The sequence below is a fragment of the Pseudomonas sp. genome, assembly GCF_035554175.1.
Classification (GTDB): Bacteria; Pseudomonadota; Gammaproteobacteria; order Pseudomonadales; family Pseudomonadaceae; genus Aquipseudomonas.
In genome coordinates, this window is sequence record NZ_DATMIV010000037.1 from 96,457 (window position 1) to 113,530 (window position 17,074).

The window sequence follows — 17,074 nt, forward strand, 5'->3', positions numbered from 1 at the left end:
GGTAACAAAAGCGTTCGAGGGCGTCAGCCGTCAAGTTCGGAGAAACCCGTAAGGAAATGTGGCCCGATAAAACGCTCGGGCAACGGGAATTCGTCGTGGTACTCGACCTGCACCAGATACAAACCGTACGGATGCGCTGTCACTCCGCCGGAACGGCGCTCACGACTTTCCAGCACTTCCTTCATCCATTCCACCGGACGCTCACCGGCGCCAATGGTCATCAGCACGCCGGCAATATTGCGCACCATGTGATGCAGGAACGCATTGGCACGTATATCAAGCACGATCATCTTGCCGTGCCGGGTCACGCGCAGGTGGTGCATTTTCTTGATCGGCGACTTGGCCTGGCATTGACCAGCCCGGAACGCGCTGAAGTCATGAGTGCCGATCAGGCATTGCGCGGCCTCAGCCATGCGCTCGACGTCGAGCGGACGGTGATTCCAGGTGATTTCTTCGTTGAGATGCGCCGGACGGATCTGATCGTTGTAGATCACATAGCGATAACGCCGGGCGATGGCTTTGAACCGGGCGTGAAAATGCGCAGGCATCACCCTCGCCCAACTGACGCTGATGTCGTGGGGCAGATTGATGTTGGCGCCCATGACCCAGGCTTTCAGCGACCGATCGACCTGTGTGTCGAAGTGCACCACTTGTCCGCAGGCATGCACACCGGCGTCGGTACGCCCGGCGCACTGCAGGGAAACCGGCGAATCGGCGACCTTCGACAAGGCTTTTTCGAGTTCTTCCTGCACCGTTGCCACGCCAGTCAGCTGACGCTGCCAGCCGCTGTAGCGCGAGCCTTTGTACTCAACGCCCAGCGCGACGCGGTAAAAGCCGTCGGGCGCCATTTCGGCGACCGGGTTATCTATGTTTGCCAAGGTGGGACAGCCTGCTGATTTGCAAAGGCGGGCATTATAAGGCGGCGGGCCGGGGATGCCAGAGTTCTCTGTCGCCAGTTCCGACCTCTTCGCGAGCAGGCTCGCTCCCACATTTGCAACGCATTCCCCTGTGGGAGCGAGCCTGCTCGCGAAAGCAATCGATCAAACACCGCCGAACCCGGCACAAACAAAAACGGCAGCCCCACCGGGCTGCCGTTTTTGTTTGTTGCTGAACTTACACCAGATTGGAAAGCATTTCCTTGGCCTCGCCCCGCTGCTTCTCGTCACCCTCGGTCAACACTTCGTTGAGGATGTCACGCGCACCGTCGGCGTCGCCCATGTCGATATAAGCCTGGGCCAGATCCAGTTTGGTCGCCGCTTCATCAGTGCCGGCAAGGAAGTCGAAATCATCTTCACCCAGATCGTCGCCCAACGCAGCGTCCGCTTCGGTGAAGGTTGGCTCGGCCATGCTTTGCGACAAACGATCCAGCTCGGCGTTGACGTCGTCCAGCTCGGCTCCGAAGGCGTCCCGCTCGGCGGCGGGATTGGTGTCCATTTCGTCCGCCAGTGACAGGTCGAAATCGGCTGGCAACTCCAGATCGTCCTGGGGCACGTCAGCAACTGCCGGTGTCTCGACCGGTGGCAGATCTTTCACGCCATCATCCAGATCCAGCAGGAAGTCATCTTCAGCCAGAGTAGTTGGTGATGGTTCGGCGCCCAGATCCATGTCCAGATCGAAGTCCGACAGATCGTCGAGATTGTCTTTCATCTCGGTCTGCTCTTGCAGCACCGATGCGAAACTCAGATCGTCTTCAGCCGGAAATGCGTCCAGCTCGACCGGCGCTTCTGGCTCGGCCACTGGCGCAGGATCTACGGGGGTGATGTTGTCGAGGTCGTCCAGGCTCAAATCGAACGCCGTGTCCAGGTCGTCAGTCGCAGGCTCAGGCGTTTGCGGCTCGTCCTGCAGCAGATCCTTGACGTATTGCGCGTCCAGTTCCGCGGCGACGGCGGCGGCCGCCAGCCCACCGGCAGCAACCACAGCCATTGCCGGGAAGCGGCTTTTCAATGCCTCGACCTTGGCAAAGTTGTCGCCATTGGCCACCAGTTGTCGTTCCTGCGCGACGAACGCGTCGCGGTCGCCCTGCTGGCCGTAGACTTCCATCAGTTTCAGACGCAGATCACTGCGCTCCGGCTCAAGGCTGACGCCCTCTTCCAGCAGGGCGGCGGCCTGGTTCAGGCGACCGGCATTGATGTGCGATTGCGCCTTGTCGAGCACGTCATCCGAGCGCTCGCCGGACGGGGCCACCAGAGGCGCGGCGATCGGCGCGGCCATCACCACCGGAGCGACGACCGGCGCAGGGGTTGGCGCAGGCGCTGAAGCAGGCGTGTTGAGCTTGACGCTGGCCGCCGGAGTTTCCAGGCCAGCGAAGCTGCTCTCCGGCAGATCGTGCTCGGCGGAGAACTCTTGCTCTTCAGCCAGGGCGCGGGCCATGCGCAGGTGCTTTTCCGCTTCCTGCTGAGCTTTGCGACGACGCGCCAGAAGCAATAGCAGAAGCAGCAGAACCACCGCACCGCCGCCGATCAGGCCGAGCAGGATCGGATTGGTCAGCAGTTCGTTGAAAGCTTTGTCATCGTCAGCAGCAGCCGGCGTGGTTTCGACCACCGGCTCGACCACCGGCTCAACCGGTGTTTCCGCTGGTGGCGCAATGGCTGACTCCGGGGTGGGTGAAGCGGCTGCGGCGTCCGCCGGGGTGGCGGGCGGTGTCGCGGCCAGTTCGGCGGTAATTGCCGGCACTGGCGGCACAGCACCGTTGGCGCCAGGCGCGGCACCGGCGCCATCGGCCTGCATCTTCGCCAGCTGATTGTTCTTCAGCTCGATCAGCTTTTGCAGCTTGTCCAGTTGGCTTTGCAGATCAGCCATACGGCTTTTCAGTTCCTCGTTGTCACGACGGGTCGTGTCGAGGTTTTCCTGAGTGATTGCCAGTTTGTTGCTCAGCGCCTTGGCGTCGCCCGCCGGCCCCTTCGCGCCGGGCTTGGCGCTTTCGGCCGAGACCAGACTCAGATTGTCCTGAGTGTTGGGCGCCGCAGCGGCATTGCCGCGACCGCGATTGGTCGCGTCGAGTTGCTGCTGACCGGTGCCAGGCTTGGCCACGTAGCGACGGCCCTGACGCCACGCTTCGTTCTGCGCCGCCACTTCGGCAATGGCTGCCGATTGCGGCAGTGCGGTGCTTTGCACCGAGTCCGGCAGACGCAGGACCTGCCCGGTTTTCAGGCGGTTGATATTGCCGTCGATGAATGCGTTCGGATTGAGCGCCTGAATCGCCAGCATGGTCTGCTGTACCGAGCCGCCGTTGCGTGCCTTCGCGGCGATTTCCCACAGGGTGTCGCGCGGCGTGGTGGTGTATTGATTGCGATGGGTGGCGCCAGTGGTTGGCGCGGCGATGGTCTGCGACGGTGCCGGTTGCGCGGCGGCATCAGCGGTCTGCGGCGAGAACTTCGAAGGATCCAGCAATACGCTGTAATCGCGCAGCAGGCGGCCATTGGGCCACATCACTTGCACAAGGAACTTGACCATCGGTTCCGACAGCGGCTGACTCGACGTCACGCGCAACACGCTTTTGCCGTTGGCGTTGAGCACCGGGGTGAACGTCAGATCATTGAGAAAGGCCTGGCGATCGACGCCGACCTTGGCGAAATCTTCGGGTGAAGCCAGGCTCGGCACCACTTCGGCGGCGGTGAGATCCTTGACGTCGAGCAGCTCGATTTCAGCCACCAGCGGCTGGTTCAGGGTCGACTTCAGGGTCAGCTCCCCGAGCCCGAGGGCATGCGCCATACCGGAGGACAGCGCCGAGGCGGCCGCTATTGCTAACACCAGTTTGCGAACTTGAACCATAGCCTCATCCTTTGTTTGAACGTTCCTCGGCCAGCGAGAAGCTTTTGAATAGCGCTGCCGTAAGGCATTGCGCGCAACGACGAGAGCCGCCGCGCGCGATCATTTCTTTGATGCCCCGGAAAGTCCCGGAGGGTGACACGTCATCGATCACTTCGGGCAAGCATAGCGCTCACCTAGAATCAGTCGACAAATTGTTGCCAAGTATCTTTTACAGCAGGTCTTTTATCAACAACTCAGCCAGTTGCACGGCGTTGAGGGCCGCGCCTTTGCGTACGTTATCTGACGTCAGCCAAAGATTTAGTTCCGCCGGGTCGTCGACTCCACTGCGTACTCGACCGACGTAGACCACGTCCTGCCCCACTGCATCACCGACAGCCGTCGGATAATCGCCGGCCTCGACCAGCTCGATGCCAGGTGCGGCCTCGAGCACTGCGTTGACCTTTTCCAGGTCAACAGCGCTGCCTGACTGCAAGGTCACGCTAAAGCTATCGCCAAAAAACACCGGGGCTTGAACGCAAGTGGCGGAAATCTTCAATAAAGGTTTCGCCAGCACCTGCCGCAACTCACGTACCAGGCGTTTTTCCAGCAGCGTGTGGCCTTGCGCATCGGGCGTACCGACCTGGGCCAGCAGGTTGAATGCCATCTGCCGGTCGAAGAACGTCGGCTCCAGCGGCCGCATGTTCAGCAGCTCGGCGGTCTGACGCGCGAGTTCGGTTACCGCCTCGCGCCCCTGCGCCGAAACGGCCAGATTGGCAGTGACGTTGACGTATTGCAGGTCAACCAGATCGAGCAACGGCGCGAGCACTACGGCGAGCGCGGTGGCCGATGGGCTCGGGCTGCTGACCTGAAATGGGGTTTTCAGAGTGGTGAGGACCTCGGCGTTGGCCTCCGGCACCACCTGGGGCGCCTGATCGGCCGGCAAGGCGCCGGACAGATCGATCAGCGAGCAACCGGCGGCATGCGCCCGGGCCGCATAGCTCAGGGACACCGCAGCGCCGGCGGCAAAGAACACAAGTCTGACCTTGCTGAAATCGAACTCGTCGACCTCACGCACGCGTACGTTTTTGTTGCGGAAAAGCACCGAGCTGCCGGCCGATTCACTGCTGGCCAGCAGGTGCAGGTTACCGACCGGGAAGTCGCGCTCTTCGAGAATCTGTACGAGGGTTTCGCCGACAGTACCGGTGGCGCCGATAACGGCGATATCGAAAGTCTGGGTCATGGAACTACCTCTGGCAAAACGGGGGGAGCGGCACTTTACCGGGTGGGTGGCGCACAGGCAATTTCTGCGGGATTTGCGATGTCAGTGCCGGCCCCTTCGCGAGCAGGCTCGCTCCCACAAGGGAATGCATTTCAAGGCATAAAAAAAAACCCGCACCTTTGGCAAGGTACGGGCTTCTTCATTACTGCAAACGATCAACGCTCCAGCAGAATCCGCAGCATGCGGCGCAGCGGCTCGGCCGCGCCCCACAGCAGCTGGTCGCCGACGGTAAAGGCGCCGACGAATTGCGAACCCATGTTCAGTTTGCGCAGACGACCGACCGGTACATTCAGGGTGCCGGTGACTTTGGTCGGGCTCAGCTCCTGCATGCTGATGTCGCGGTTGTTCGGCACCAGTTTGACCCAAGGGTTGTGCTGGCTGATCAGCCCTTCGATATCGGCAATCGGTACGTCTTTGTTCAGTTTGATGGTCAGCGCCTGGCTATGGCAGCGCATGGCACCGATGCGCACGCAGATGCCGTCGACCGGGATCGGGCTCTTGAAGCGACCGAGGATCTTGTTGGTCTCGGCCTGGGCCTTCCACTCTTCGCGGCTCTGGCCGTTCGGCAGTTCCTTGTCGATCCAGGGGATGAGGCTGCCAGCCAGCGGTACGCCGAAGTTTTCGGTCGGGTACGCTTCGCTGCGCATGGCCTCGGCTACCCGACGGTCGATGTCGAGGATCGCGCTGGCCGGATCGGCCAGTTGATCGGCAACAGCGGCGTGGGTCGCGCCCATCTGCTTGATCAGCTCACGCATGTTCTGCGCGCCGGCACCGGAGGCCGCCTGATAGGTCATGGCGCTCATCCACTCCACCAGACCGGCTTCGAACAGACCGCCCAGGCCCATCAGCATCAGGCTGACGGTGCAATTGCCACCGATGTAGTTTTTGGTGCCCGCATCCAGCTGCTGATCGATGACCTTGCGGTTGACCGGGTCGAGAATGATCACTGCGTCATCGTTCATGCGCAGGCTCGACGCGGCGTCGATCCAGTAACCCTGCCAGCCGGCTTCGCGCAGCTTCGGGAACACTTCGCTGGTGTAGTCGCCGCCCTGGCAGGTCAGGATCACGTCGAGGGTCTTCAGCTCGTCAATGCTGTAAGCGTCCTTGAGCGGAGCAATGTCCTTGCCCACGGACGGGCCTTGGCCACCGACATTGGACGTGGTGAAAAACACCGGCTCGATAAGATCGAAATCCTGCTCTTCCAGCATCCGCTGCATGAGCACGGAACCGACCATCCCGCGCCAACCGATCAGACCTACACGTTTCATCGCAACTACACCTTCTTGAAAAGTGGGCCGCTGCTTTGTATTGAATTTCGCAGCGGGCCCGAGAGATTACAGATTCCGCAGCGCGGCGACTACTGCGTCGCCCATTTCCTGCGTACCGACTTTGGTACAACCGGCCGAGTAAATGTCGCCGGTACGCAAGCCCTGATCGAGCACGACGCTGACGGCTTTTTCGATGGCATCGGCAGCATCGTGCAGATTGAAGCTGTAACGCAGCATCATCGACACCGACAGAATTGTTGCCAGCGGGTTGGCAATGCCCTTGCCGGCAATGTCAGGTGCCGAACCGTGGCAAGGCTCGTACATGCCTTTGTTGTTGGAATCCAGCGAAGCCGACGGCAGCATGCCGATGGAACCGGTGAGCATCGACGCTTCGTCGGAGAGGATGTCGCCGAACATGTTGTCGGTGACGATCACGTCGAACTGCTTGGGCGCGCGCACCAGCTGCATGGCGGCGTTGTCGACGTACATGTGGCTCAGTTCGACTTGCGGATAATCCTTGGCCACCTGCTCAACCACTTCCCGCCACAGCTGGCTGGAGGCCAGCACGTTGGCCTTGTCCACCGAGCAGAGTTTCTTGCCCCGCACCATGGCCATGTCGAAACCTACGCGGGCGATACGGCGGATTTCGCTTTCGCTGTACGGCAGGGTGTCGTAGGACTGCCGCTCGCCGTTGTCCAGCGTCCGGGTGCCACGCGGCGCGCCGAAGTAGATGCCGCCGGTCAGCTCACGGACGATGAGAATGTCCAGACCGGCAACGATTTCCGGCTTCAGGCTCGACGCATCGGCCAGTTGCGGATAAAGAATCGCCGGCCGCAGGTTGCCGAACAGGCCCAGCTGCGCACGGATTTTCAGCAGGCCGCGCTCTGGGCGAATGTCACGCTCGATGGTGTCCCATTTCGGGCCACCGACAGCGCCCAGCAGCACGGCATCGGCAGCGCGGGCACGCTCCAGGGTTTCATCGGCCAGCGGCACGCCGTGTTTGTCGATGGCCGCGCCACCGATCACGTCGTGGCTCAACTCGAAGCCCAGGCTGTACTTGTCGTTGGCAAGTGTAAGAACCTTGACCGCTTCGGCCATGATTTCCGGGCCAATACCGTCACCCGGGAGAATCAGAATCTGCTTGCTCATGCTTTCCTCGTGTCTTCAAGCGGTGCGCCACTGAACGGCGCGCCCGGAAAAATTTTTATCGCTCAGCCATCAGGACGATTACATCGGTACTGAACGAGCCGTCGGCATCAATCTCAAAATATTCACGCACTTCGTCGCCCATCGACTGCTGCAACTGGCGGATCGCCGCGCGCAGCACTTCAGGCGTGCGCATGCGCTCGACCCAACTGTTGTACTCCAGACGCAGGCGCTGACGGGCGGTGCTGCGTACATGCAGACCGGCCTCGCTGACCTGGCGCAGCCACTCGGCGGCGGAGTAGTTGCGCACATGACTGGTGTCGCGCAGCACTTCAACGCTTTGCAGGTAAGTGTCGAACAACGGACTGCCCGGTGACAACACATCAACGAACGCCGCCACCCCGCCCGGCTTCAGCACCCGGCGCACTTCGCGCAAGGCCAGGCCGAGGTCGCTCCAGTGATGCGCCGAATAACGGCTGAACACAAAATCGAACTCGCCATCGGCGAACGGCAAACGCTCCGCAGCACCGTTGACGGTGACGACGTTGCTCAAGCCGCGATCGGCGGCAGCGCTGGCGACGACATCGAGCATTTGCTGCGACAGGTCGTAAGCCACCACTTCCCTGACCAGCGGTGCGACATGGAAACTGACGTGCCCGGCGCCACAACCCAGATCCAGCAGCCGCGCCGCGCCCTGCCCGGCCAGCTCAGCCTGCAGCAGTGCGAATTCACTGCCTTGGGCGTGAACGGCGCTGCTCAGGTAAGCGGCGGCCTGTTCGCCGAATTGCTTCTGGACGACCTGGGTGTGCTGGGCGGTGCTGGTCATGGACACTTCCTTCTGGGTTTTAGCCTTGTATTGCCTGGACTACCGTCTTCGCGAGCAAGCTCGCTCCCACATTTGAAATGCATTCCCCTGTGGGAGCGAGCTTGCTCGCGAAGAGGCCAGCCTGAACCACATCAATTCAAAACCTGCTTACGCGTCGCGAAACAACCACGGCTGGCTCACACGATGTTTGGCCTCGAACGCCGCAATCGCATCGCCGTCCTGCAGGGTCAGGCCGATATCGTCCAGGCCATTGAGCAGGCAGTGCTTGCGAAACGCGTCGATCTCGAAGCTGTACACCTTGCCATCCGGGCGGGTCACGGTCTGTGCTTGCAGGTCGATCTGCAATTGATAACCCGGCTCGGCTTCAACCTGCTTGAACAGTTCATCAACTTCTGCGTCGCTGAGGATGATTGGCAGCAGGCCGTTCTTGAAACTGTTGTTGAAAAAGATGTCGGCATAGCTCGGCGCGATGATGCTGCGGAAACCGTACTCTTCCAAGGCCCACGGCGCGTGTTCACGGCTCGAACCGCAGCCGAAGTTCTCGCGAGCGAGCAACACGCTGGCACCCTGATAACGCTCGGCGTTGAGGACGAAGTCCTTGTTCAACGGACGTTTTGAGTTGTCCTGATACGGCTGGCCGACATCCAGATAACGCCACTCGTCGAACAGATTGGGACCGAAACCGGTGCGCTTGATCGACTTCAAAAACTGCTTGGGAATGATCTGGTCGGTGTCTACGTTGGCACGATCCAGAGGCGCGACAAGACCAGTGTGCTGGGTAAAAGCTTTCATGCTGCGCTCCTTTCAGATCAATTCACGAACGTCTACGAAACGGCCGTTCACCGCGGCCGCCGCCGCCATGGCCGGACTGACGAGGTGGGTACGGCCACCGGCGCCCTGACGGCCTTCGAAGTTACGGTTGGAAGTCGACGCGCAATGCTCGCCGGATTCCAAACGATCCGGGTTCATCGCCAGGCACATCGAGCAGCCCGGCTCGCGCCATTCGAAACCGGCTTCAAGGAAAATCTTGTCGAGGCCTTCGGCTTCAGCCTGCGCCTTGACCAGACCCGAGCCCGGCACGACGATCGCTTGTTTGATGGTCGAGGCAACCTTGCGGCCCTTGGCGATCACCGCAGCGGCGCGCAAATCTTCGATGCGCGAGTTGGTGCAGGAACCGATGAATACCCGATCGAGCTGAATGTCGGTGATCGCCTGATTGGCGGTCAAACCCATGTATTTCAAGGCACGGACGATCGAATCGCGTTTGACCAGGTCCATTTCCCTGGCCGGATCCGGCACATTCTGGTCAACCGCCAGCACCATCTCGGGCGACGTACCCCAGCTGACTTGCGGCTTGATCTGCGCGGCGTCCAGCTCAACCACTGTGTCGAATTCAGCATCAGCGTCGGAAACCAGATCCTTCCAGGCTTCGACGGCCATGTCCCACTGCTCGCCTTTCGGCGCGAATGGACGCCCCTTGACGTAGTCGATGGTCTTTTGGTCCGCCGCCACCAGGCCCACACGTGCGCCGGCTTCGATGGACATGTTGCAGATGGTCATGCGGCCTTCGACGGACAGATCGCGGATCGCGCTGCCGGCGAACTCGATGGCATGGCCATTACCACCGGCGGTGCCGATTTTGCCGATCACCGCGAGGACGATGTCCTTGGCGGTCACGCCGAACGGCAATTGGCCTTCGACGCGCACCAGCATGTTTTTCATTTTCTTGGCCACCAGGCACTGAGTGGCGAGCACGTGCTCGACCTCGGAAGTGCCGATACCGTGAGCCAATGCGCCGAACGCGCCATGGGTCGAGGTGTGCGAGTCGCCGCAAACCACGGTCATGCCCGGCAAAGTCGCGCCCTGCTCCGGACTGATGACGTGGACGATGCCCTGGCGGACGTCGTTCATCTTGAACTCGACGATGCCGTACTCATCGCAATTGTCGTCGAGGGTCTGGACCTGCAAACGCGAGACCTGGTCGGCAATGGCTTCGATGCCACCCTTGCGCTCAGGGGTGGTCGGTACGTTGTGATCCGGGGTCGCAATGTTGGCATCGATGCGCCAAGGCTTGCGCCCGGCCAGACGCAGACCTTCAAACGCTTGCGGCGAGGTCACTTCATGAATGATGTGACGGTCGATGTAGATCAGCGCCGAGCCATCGTCGCGCTGCTTGACCAAATGCGAATCCCAGAGCTTGTCGTAGAGCGTTTTGCCGGCCATCAGACGGTTCCTCATCAGCTTGTTTCTATGCCCTGGGCTTATCAATAACCCTTTGGCTTGTGAGGCCGATCCTATGGGGTTAGATTAAATAACTCAAATTCATATTTTTCATGCTTTGGATAACCAACTGGAATGCGACATGGACCTGGCTAACCTCAACGCTTTTATTGCCATCGCCGAGACCGGCAGCTTCTCCGGCGCCGGCGAACGCCTGCACCTGACGCAACCGGCGATCAGCAAGCGCATCGCTGGGCTGGAGCAACAATTGAAGGTGCGCCTGTTTGACCGACTGGGTCGTGAAGTCAGTCTGACCGAGGCCGGTCGCGCCCTGCTGCCACGGGCCTATCAGATTCTCAATGTGCTCGATGACACTCGCCGTGCCCTGACCAATCTGACCGGGGAAGTCGGCGGCCGCCTGACTCTGGCTACCAGTCACCACATTGGCCTGCACCGTTTGCCACCCTTATTAAGAGAGTTCACCCGGCGTTATCCAAAGGTAGCGCTGGATATTCAGTTCCTCGATTCGGAAGTGGCCTACGAAGAAATTCTCCACGGTCGCGCAGAACTGGCGGTCATTACATTGGCGCCAGAGCCTCACGCCCTGGTCAAAGCCACGCCGGTGTGGGACGACCCGCTGGATTTCGTGGTCGCCCCGGAGCATTTGCTGATCAACAACGGCGCCGTCACGCTGGCAGATATTGCCGGCCACCCCGCGGTTTTCCCCGGCGGCAACACCTTTACCCACCACATCGTCCAGCGCTTGTTCGAAGCCCAGGGTCTGACGCCGAACATCGCCATGAGCACCAATTACCTGGAAACCATCAAGATGATGGTTTCCATCGGTCTTGCGTGGAGCGTGCTGCCGCGCACCATGCTCGATGAGCAGGTGGCAAGCATCGCATTGCCGGGCATACAGCTCACTCGCCAGCTAGGCTATATCTTGCACACCGAACGGACGCTATCGAATGCAGCAAGAGCTTTCATGGCCTTGCTGGATGCACAAATCGATCGGCCAGGGATTCCGGCCTGACTTGTGCTACTCCTATAGAACCGCCACCCCTGTGCCTAATGCCACTTTCCGCTCAAGGCCCGCTGACAATGCCGAAATCCGTTGACCGAATTCCGCCGATGCCGCGCATCCAGGCTGTTGATCCGCGACACTCCGAGCAGAGCTGGGAAAGCGCGCCGCAATTGCTCGCCGCGCTCAACGGCGCGCGCCTCGGCGCCTGGTATTGGGACATCGAGCGCGGGCAGATCAGTTGGTCGCGGGGCACGCAGGCGTTATTCGGCTTCGATCCCCGGCAACCATTACCCGCCGATCTGGAATACCTCGACCTGCTGCCGCCCGAAGACCGCGCCAAGACCGTTCGCGCCTTCCACGCCGTGATCGCCGGCGCTCCGCTGGAACAGGCGATGCACCATCGCATCCGCTGGCCCGACGGCAGCCTGCACTGGCTGGAAATCAGTGGCAGCCTGCTGCCGGACAAAAACGGCCGGCCCCGAATGATCGGGGTGATTCGCGAAATCACCCACCAGCGTCAGCGCGAGCAGGCCCTGAGCAGCTCGGAGAAACGTTTCGCTACACTTTTCCACCTGTGTCCGAACATGGTTTTGCTGACCCGTCAGGAGGACGGCCTGATCACCGAAGCCAATCAGTATTTCGAAAGTCTGTTTGGCTGGCCGGTACAAAGCGCAATCGGCCGCACCACCCTGGAACTGGGCCTGTGGGTACATCCCGAGCAACGCGCGGAACTGGTGAAGAAAACCAAGGCCAAGGGCGAACTGGTCAGCATGGAAGTGCAATTTCGTGCCAGCAATGGTCAGGTGCACGACGGCATCCTCAGCGCGCAAAAGGTCGAGCTCGAAGGTCAGCCCTACCTGCTCAGCACCTTTCTTGACACCACCGAACGCAAAGCCGCTGAACATGCCTTGAAGGACAGCCAGGAACGCCTCGACCTGGCGCTGGACTCGGCGCAACTGGGCACCTGGGACTGGCATATACCCAGCGGCATGCTCTACGGTTCGGCACGCGCCGCGCAATTGCACGGGCTGGAGCCGATTCCATTCCATGAATCGTTCGAGGAGTTTTTCGAAGGGGTGCCGGGCGAGGAACGCGACACCATGCGCGACGCCTACCGCAGCCTGCGTGAAGGACCGGCGGGCAATTACCAACTGACTTATCGCGTGCAGCTGCCCGACGGCAGCTCGCGTTACCTGGAAAGCCGCGCCCGTCTTTATCGTGACGACAACGGTGCGCCGCTGCGCATGGCCGGTACGCTGCTGGACATCACCGATCAGGTCGAGCGCGAGCAGCGCCTGGTGGCGTCGGAAGAGAAATTCGCCACGCTGTTCCAGGTCAGCCCCGACCCGATTTGCGTCACGCGCCAGGAAACCGGGGAGTTCATCGAGATCAACTCAAGCTTCAGCCAGACCTTTGGCTGGAGCGCCGCCGATGTGATTGGCCACACCGCCGAAGAAATCGGCCTATGGGACGCCTCGGCAAAAAGCCTGCAACGCATCGAACGGGTGATTCGCGAACAAGGCCTGAGCAACGTCGCCATTCTCGTTCAGCACAAAGACGGAAAGTCGTTGACCTGTGTGATTTCCAGCCGCCAGATCAGCGTCGGCGACCAGCCTTGCATCGTCACCACCCTCCGTGACATCACCCAGCAGCAGCGTTCGGAAGCGGCGCTGAAGGCCAGCGAAGAAAAATTCGCCAAGGCGTTCCACTCCAGCCCCGATGCCATCACCATCACCGAGCGCGACACCGGACGTTATCTGGAGGTCAACGACGGCTTCTGTCGCCTGACTGGCTATCGCGCCGACGAAGTGGTGGGCAAAACCGTTTACCAAGTGGGGATCTGGGCCGAAGAGAAACAGCGCTCCACGCTGCTCGCCGAATTGCAGATCAAGGGCCGCGTGCATCATCAGGAAATGCTCGGGCGCAACAAGCGCGGGGAATTGCTCACAGTGGAAGTCTCGGTCGAGCCGATCACCCTCAACGAAACCGCGTGCCTGTTGCTCACCGCCCGCGATGTCAGTCTGTTGAAAAACGCCGAAGCGCAGATTCGCCACCTGGCCTATCACGACCCGCTGACCAACCTGCCCAACCGCGCCCTGCTGATGGATCGCCTCAGTCAGCAGATCGCCCTGCTCAAGCGCCACAATTTGCGCGGGGCGCTGCTGTTTCTCGATCTTGATCACTTCAAGCACATCAACGACTCGCTCGGACATCCGGTCGGCGACACCGTGTTGAAGATCATCACCGCACGCCTGGAAGCCAGCGTGCGCATGGAAGACACGGTGGCGCGCCTCGGGGGCGACGAGTTCGTGGTGTTGCTCAGCGGCCTTGAAGGTTCGCGCAGTGAAGTCAGTGAGCAAGTGCGCGCGCTGGCCGACACCATTCGCGAATTGCTTTCGGAGCCGATGTTCCTCGATGGCCAGCGCCTGCAGGTGACGCCAAGTATCGGCGTGGCATTGATTCCCGATCACGGCTCGACCCCGACCGACCTGCTCAAACGCGCGGACATCGCCCTGTACCGGGCCAAGGATTCCGGGCGCAACACCACGCAGATGTACCACAACACCATGCAGAAAGCGGCCAGCGAACGCCTGCGCATGGAGACCGACTTGCGTCTGGCGTTGTCACGCGGCGAGTTCAACGTGCATTTCCAGCCGCAGGTCGACGCCCGCGACAACCGCATCATCGGCGCTGAAGCGCTGGTGCGCTGGAACCACCCGGAACTCGGCGCGCAATCACCCACCGAGTTCATCAAGGTGCTGGAAGACAGCGGCCTGATTCTCGAAGTCGGCACGTGGATCCTCGATGAAGCCTGTAATGCGTTCAAACAATTGATCGCGCTGAAACGGGTCGACCCGCTCAACTTCAGCCTGTGCGTGAACATCAGCCCTCGGCAGTTCCGCCAGAACGATTTCGTCGAACGCATCGAACACAGCATGAGCAGCCACGGCCTGCCCTGCTCGCTGCTGAAACTGGAGATCACCGAAGGCATCGTCATCCAGAACCTGGAGGACACCATCAGCAAAATGCGCCGCCTGAAGAAGCTCGGCGTGAGTTTCGCCATGGACGATTTCGGCACCGGTTACTCATCGCTGACTTATCTGAAACGGCTGCCGGTGGACACACTGAAAATCGACCAATCGTTTATCCGCGATGCGACCACCGATCCGAACGATGCCGAGATCATCCGCGCGATTGTGGCGATGGCGCGCAGCCTTGAGCTGGAAGTGATTGCCGAAGGGGTAGAGACGCCGGAACAGCTGGCGTTTCTCCAAGGCCTGGGCTGCCATTTGTATCAGGGCTATCTGCACAGCCGGCCGGTGGCGCTGGAGGATCTGAAAATTCTCCTCGAATAGCGGGCACAAAAAAGGGCGCCATCTCTGGCGCCCTTCTTGTTGCCCGGCGTTATTGCAGGACGGGCTGCTGCGCTCCATTGATCGGGATGCGCTTGGCTTTCGCTTCTTCCGGGATCACACGGAGCAGGTCGATGCTCAGCAGGCCGTTGCGCAGAGCGGCGTCCTTGATTTCGATGTGATCGGCCAGACGGAACGACAGCTTGAAGGCTCGCTGAGCGATGCCCTGGTGCAAGAACGTCACGCTCTCGTCGGTGTCACGCTTGCCGCCACTGATGGTCAGCACACCCTTCTCGACTTGCAGGTCCAGGTCTTCTTCCTGGAAACCGGCGGCCGCAACGACGATACGGTATTGATCATCACCGTGTTTCTCGACGTTGTAGGGTGGGTAGCTGCTGCCTGGCTCGTTGCGCAGCGCGGTTTCGAACAGGTCGTTGAAACGGTCGAAACCTACCGAGGAACGGAACAGTGGCGCGAGGGAAAATGCAGTACTCATGATTCAAATCTCCTGAAAACAATCAGCAAGGTTTTGTGTCTCCGCGACCCGAATTCGGCATCGCGTAACCCTTAGATAGGGACCGCTGTTTTGATTTCAAGAGATTATTTTCAGTTTTTTTATGCGGCCTCGACGAGCGGCAATCCGAGCAAGCGCGAGACCTGATCGGGCTCGGTTTCGCGGCGTAGAACAGTGAAAAGTTCTGCCGCCTCGGGGTAATTGCGCGTCAGCATGGCCAGCCATTGCTTCAGCCGGCCTGGCGATTGACGCGCGGTCATCTGCGCTTTGGCCTGCAGCCAGAAGTCCTGAACCAGCGGCATCAGCTCGGCCCAGGTCATCTCAACGACCTCTTCGCCGGCGCGGGCGGCAGCGATCTGCCGGGCCAGATCCGGGCGGGACACCAGGCCACGACCGAGCATGATGTCTTCCACGCCGCTGATTTCCCGACAACGACGCCAGTCTTCGACACTCCAGATGTCGCCGTTGGCGAACACCGGCACTTTGACCACGTCCTGCACGCGCGGGATCCACTCCCAATGCGCCGGCGGTTTGTAGCCATCCATTTTCGTCCGCGCATGCACAACGATGTGCTCGGCCCCGCCTTCGGCCAGCGCCGTGGCGCAAACCAGCGAACCGTCGGGGCTGTCGAAACCCAGGCGCATTTTTGCGGTGACGGGAATATGTGCCGGCACGGCGCGGCGGACGTGCTCGACAATCTGGTTGAGCAGCTCAGGCTCTTTCAGCAGCACTGCACCGCCCCGGGATTTGTTCACGGTCTTGGCCGGACAGCCGAAGTTGAGGTCGATCACTTCAGAACCGAGTTCGCAGGCCAGCGCGGCGTTTTCCGCCAGGCACACCGGGTCAGAACCTAGCAACTGCACGCGCAACGGCACGCCAGCCGCGGTACGGGCACCGTTGAGCAGCTCCGGGCCGAACTTGTGGAAGTACGCCGGGGTGAGCAACTGGTCATTGACCCGAATGAATTCGGTCACGCACCAGTCGATACCGCCAACACGGGTCAGCACGTCGCGCAGGATGTCGTCGACCAACCCCTCCATGGGCGCCAGAGCAATTTGCATGGGAAACACTACTTGAAGAAAAAACGTGCGGCAGTTTACTGGATATCGAGGAAAACCGCAGATCCCTTGGAGGAGCTGCCGAAGGCTGCGATCTTTTGATCTTGATCTGCAAAAAGCAAAATCAAAAGATCGCAGCCTTCGGCAGCTCCTACCGGACCGGGTCAGGCTGGAGTCAGGATCGCCGGGCCATAGCCTTCGATAAACTCGGCAGGCATGCGCTTGGGTTTGCCGGTCGAAAGTTCGATACAGACGAACGTCGTCTGCGCGCGCAACAGAGTGGCGTTATCGCTGGGGCGTTTGAGCTGAAAATGCCGGGTCATTTTCAGGCGCTGATCCCAATCGACGATCCAGGTCGCCAGTTGCAGCTCATCGCCTTCGTAGGCAGCGGCCAGGTAATCGATTTCATGACGCACCACCGCCATCGCGCGATCGAGGCGGCGGTATTCGACCAGATCCAGGCCAAGACGCTGCGAGTGGCGCCAGGCGCAGCGTTCGAGCCATGTCACGTACACCGCGTTATTGGCGTGCCCGAGCCCGTCGATGTCCTCGGCGCCTACTTGCAGATCAATGGTAAACGGCGTTGCCCGATCCCAGCCCATGCCCCACTCCCGGTCAAAGTTTTCAACCGGGGCA

The 17,074-nt window shown here is 60.7% G+C and carries 13 protein-coding genes; 2 read left to right on the forward strand and 11 right to left on the reverse strand.

Annotation, left to right across the window (positions count from 1 at the left end):
• Nucleotides 1-23 precede the first annotated feature (23 nt).
• From truA to leuC, 8 genes are all read right to left on the reverse strand, one after another.
• Nucleotides 24-848 (reverse strand): tRNA pseudouridine(38-40) synthase TruA, encoded by an 825-nt coding sequence (truA, locus tag VNV36_RS17595; protein ID WP_325718963.1) that lies wholly within the window; start codon nt 846-848, stop codon nt 24-26.
• A gap of 265 nt (nt 849-1,113) precedes the next feature.
• Nucleotides 1,114-3,771, reverse strand: a complete 2,658-nt coding sequence (locus VNV36_RS17600) for a FimV/HubP family polar landmark protein (protein WP_325718874.1) — start codon at nt 3,769-3,771, stop codon at nt 1,114-1,116.
• Between the two features lie 208 nt (nt 3,772-3,979).
• Nucleotides 3,980-4,990, reverse strand: a complete 1,011-nt coding sequence (locus tag VNV36_RS17605) for an aspartate-semialdehyde dehydrogenase (protein WP_325718877.1) — start codon at nt 4,988-4,990, stop codon at nt 3,980-3,982.
• A 194-nt stretch (nt 4,991-5,184) separates the two neighbouring features.
• Nucleotides 5,185-6,297, reverse strand: a complete 1,113-nt coding sequence (gene asd, locus VNV36_RS17610) for an aspartate-semialdehyde dehydrogenase (RefSeq protein ID WP_186532610.1) — start codon at nt 6,295-6,297, stop codon at nt 5,185-5,187.
• Nucleotides 6,298-6,363: 66 nt separating this feature from the next.
• On the reverse strand, nt 6,364-7,446 hold the full coding sequence (gene leuB, locus VNV36_RS17615) for a 3-isopropylmalate dehydrogenase (RefSeq protein WP_325718882.1): 1,083 nt from the start codon (nt 7,444-7,446) through the stop codon (nt 6,364-6,366).
• A gap of 55 nt (nt 7,447-7,501) precedes the next feature.
• The gene (locus tag VNV36_RS17620) at nt 7,502-8,269 is read right to left on the reverse strand and encodes a class I SAM-dependent methyltransferase (RefSeq protein WP_325718884.1); all 768 of its coding nucleotides are present in this window, start codon (nt 8,267-8,269) and stop codon (nt 7,502-7,504) included.
• A gap of 147 nt (nt 8,270-8,416) precedes the next feature.
• Entirely contained in the window at nt 8,417-9,061 is a 645-nt protein-coding gene (leuD, locus tag VNV36_RS17625; protein ID WP_325718886.1) for a 3-isopropylmalate dehydratase small subunit, read from the reverse strand.
• Nucleotides 9,062-9,073: 12 nt separating this feature from the next.
• The gene (gene leuC / locus VNV36_RS17630; protein WP_325718888.1) at nt 9,074-10,492 is read right to left on the reverse strand and encodes a 3-isopropylmalate dehydratase large subunit; all 1,419 of its coding nucleotides are present in this window, start codon (nt 10,490-10,492) and stop codon (nt 9,074-9,076) included.
• Nucleotides 10,493-10,631: 139 nt separating this feature from the next.
• On the opposite strand from leuC, the gene VNV36_RS17635 reads away from it, so the two are divergent.
• Nucleotides 10,632-11,522 (forward strand): LysR family transcriptional regulator, encoded by an 891-nt coding sequence (locus VNV36_RS17635; RefSeq protein WP_325718890.1) that lies wholly within the window; start codon nt 10,632-10,634, stop codon nt 11,520-11,522.
• 68 nt (nt 11,523-11,590) lie between these two features.
• Nucleotides 11,591-14,869: a PAS domain S-box protein gene (locus tag VNV36_RS17640; protein ID WP_325718893.1), complete on the forward strand. Its 3,279-nt coding sequence runs from the start codon at nt 11,591-11,593 to the stop codon at nt 14,867-14,869.
• A gap of 49 nt (nt 14,870-14,918) precedes the next feature.
• Here the strand turns inward: VNV36_RS17640 and VNV36_RS17645 are convergent, their stop codons facing one another.
• The 3 genes from VNV36_RS17645 to VNV36_RS17655 form a co-directional block, all read right to left on the reverse strand.
• Nucleotides 14,919-15,362, reverse strand: coding sequence for an Hsp20 family protein (locus VNV36_RS17645; RefSeq protein WP_039762036.1), 444 nt, complete (start codon nt 15,360-15,362; stop codon nt 14,919-14,921).
• Between the two features lie 119 nt (nt 15,363-15,481).
• Complete coding sequence (locus VNV36_RS17650; protein ID WP_325718896.1) at nt 15,482-16,441, reverse strand: tRNA dihydrouridine synthase; 960 nt, start codon at nt 16,439-16,441, stop codon at nt 15,482-15,484.
• Nucleotides 16,442-16,602: 161 nt separating this feature from the next.
• The gene (locus VNV36_RS17655; protein ID WP_122610307.1) at nt 16,603-17,040 is read right to left on the reverse strand and encodes an acyl-CoA thioesterase; all 438 of its coding nucleotides are present in this window, start codon (nt 17,038-17,040) and stop codon (nt 16,603-16,605) included.
• Nucleotides 17,041-17,074: the final 34 nt, after the last annotated feature.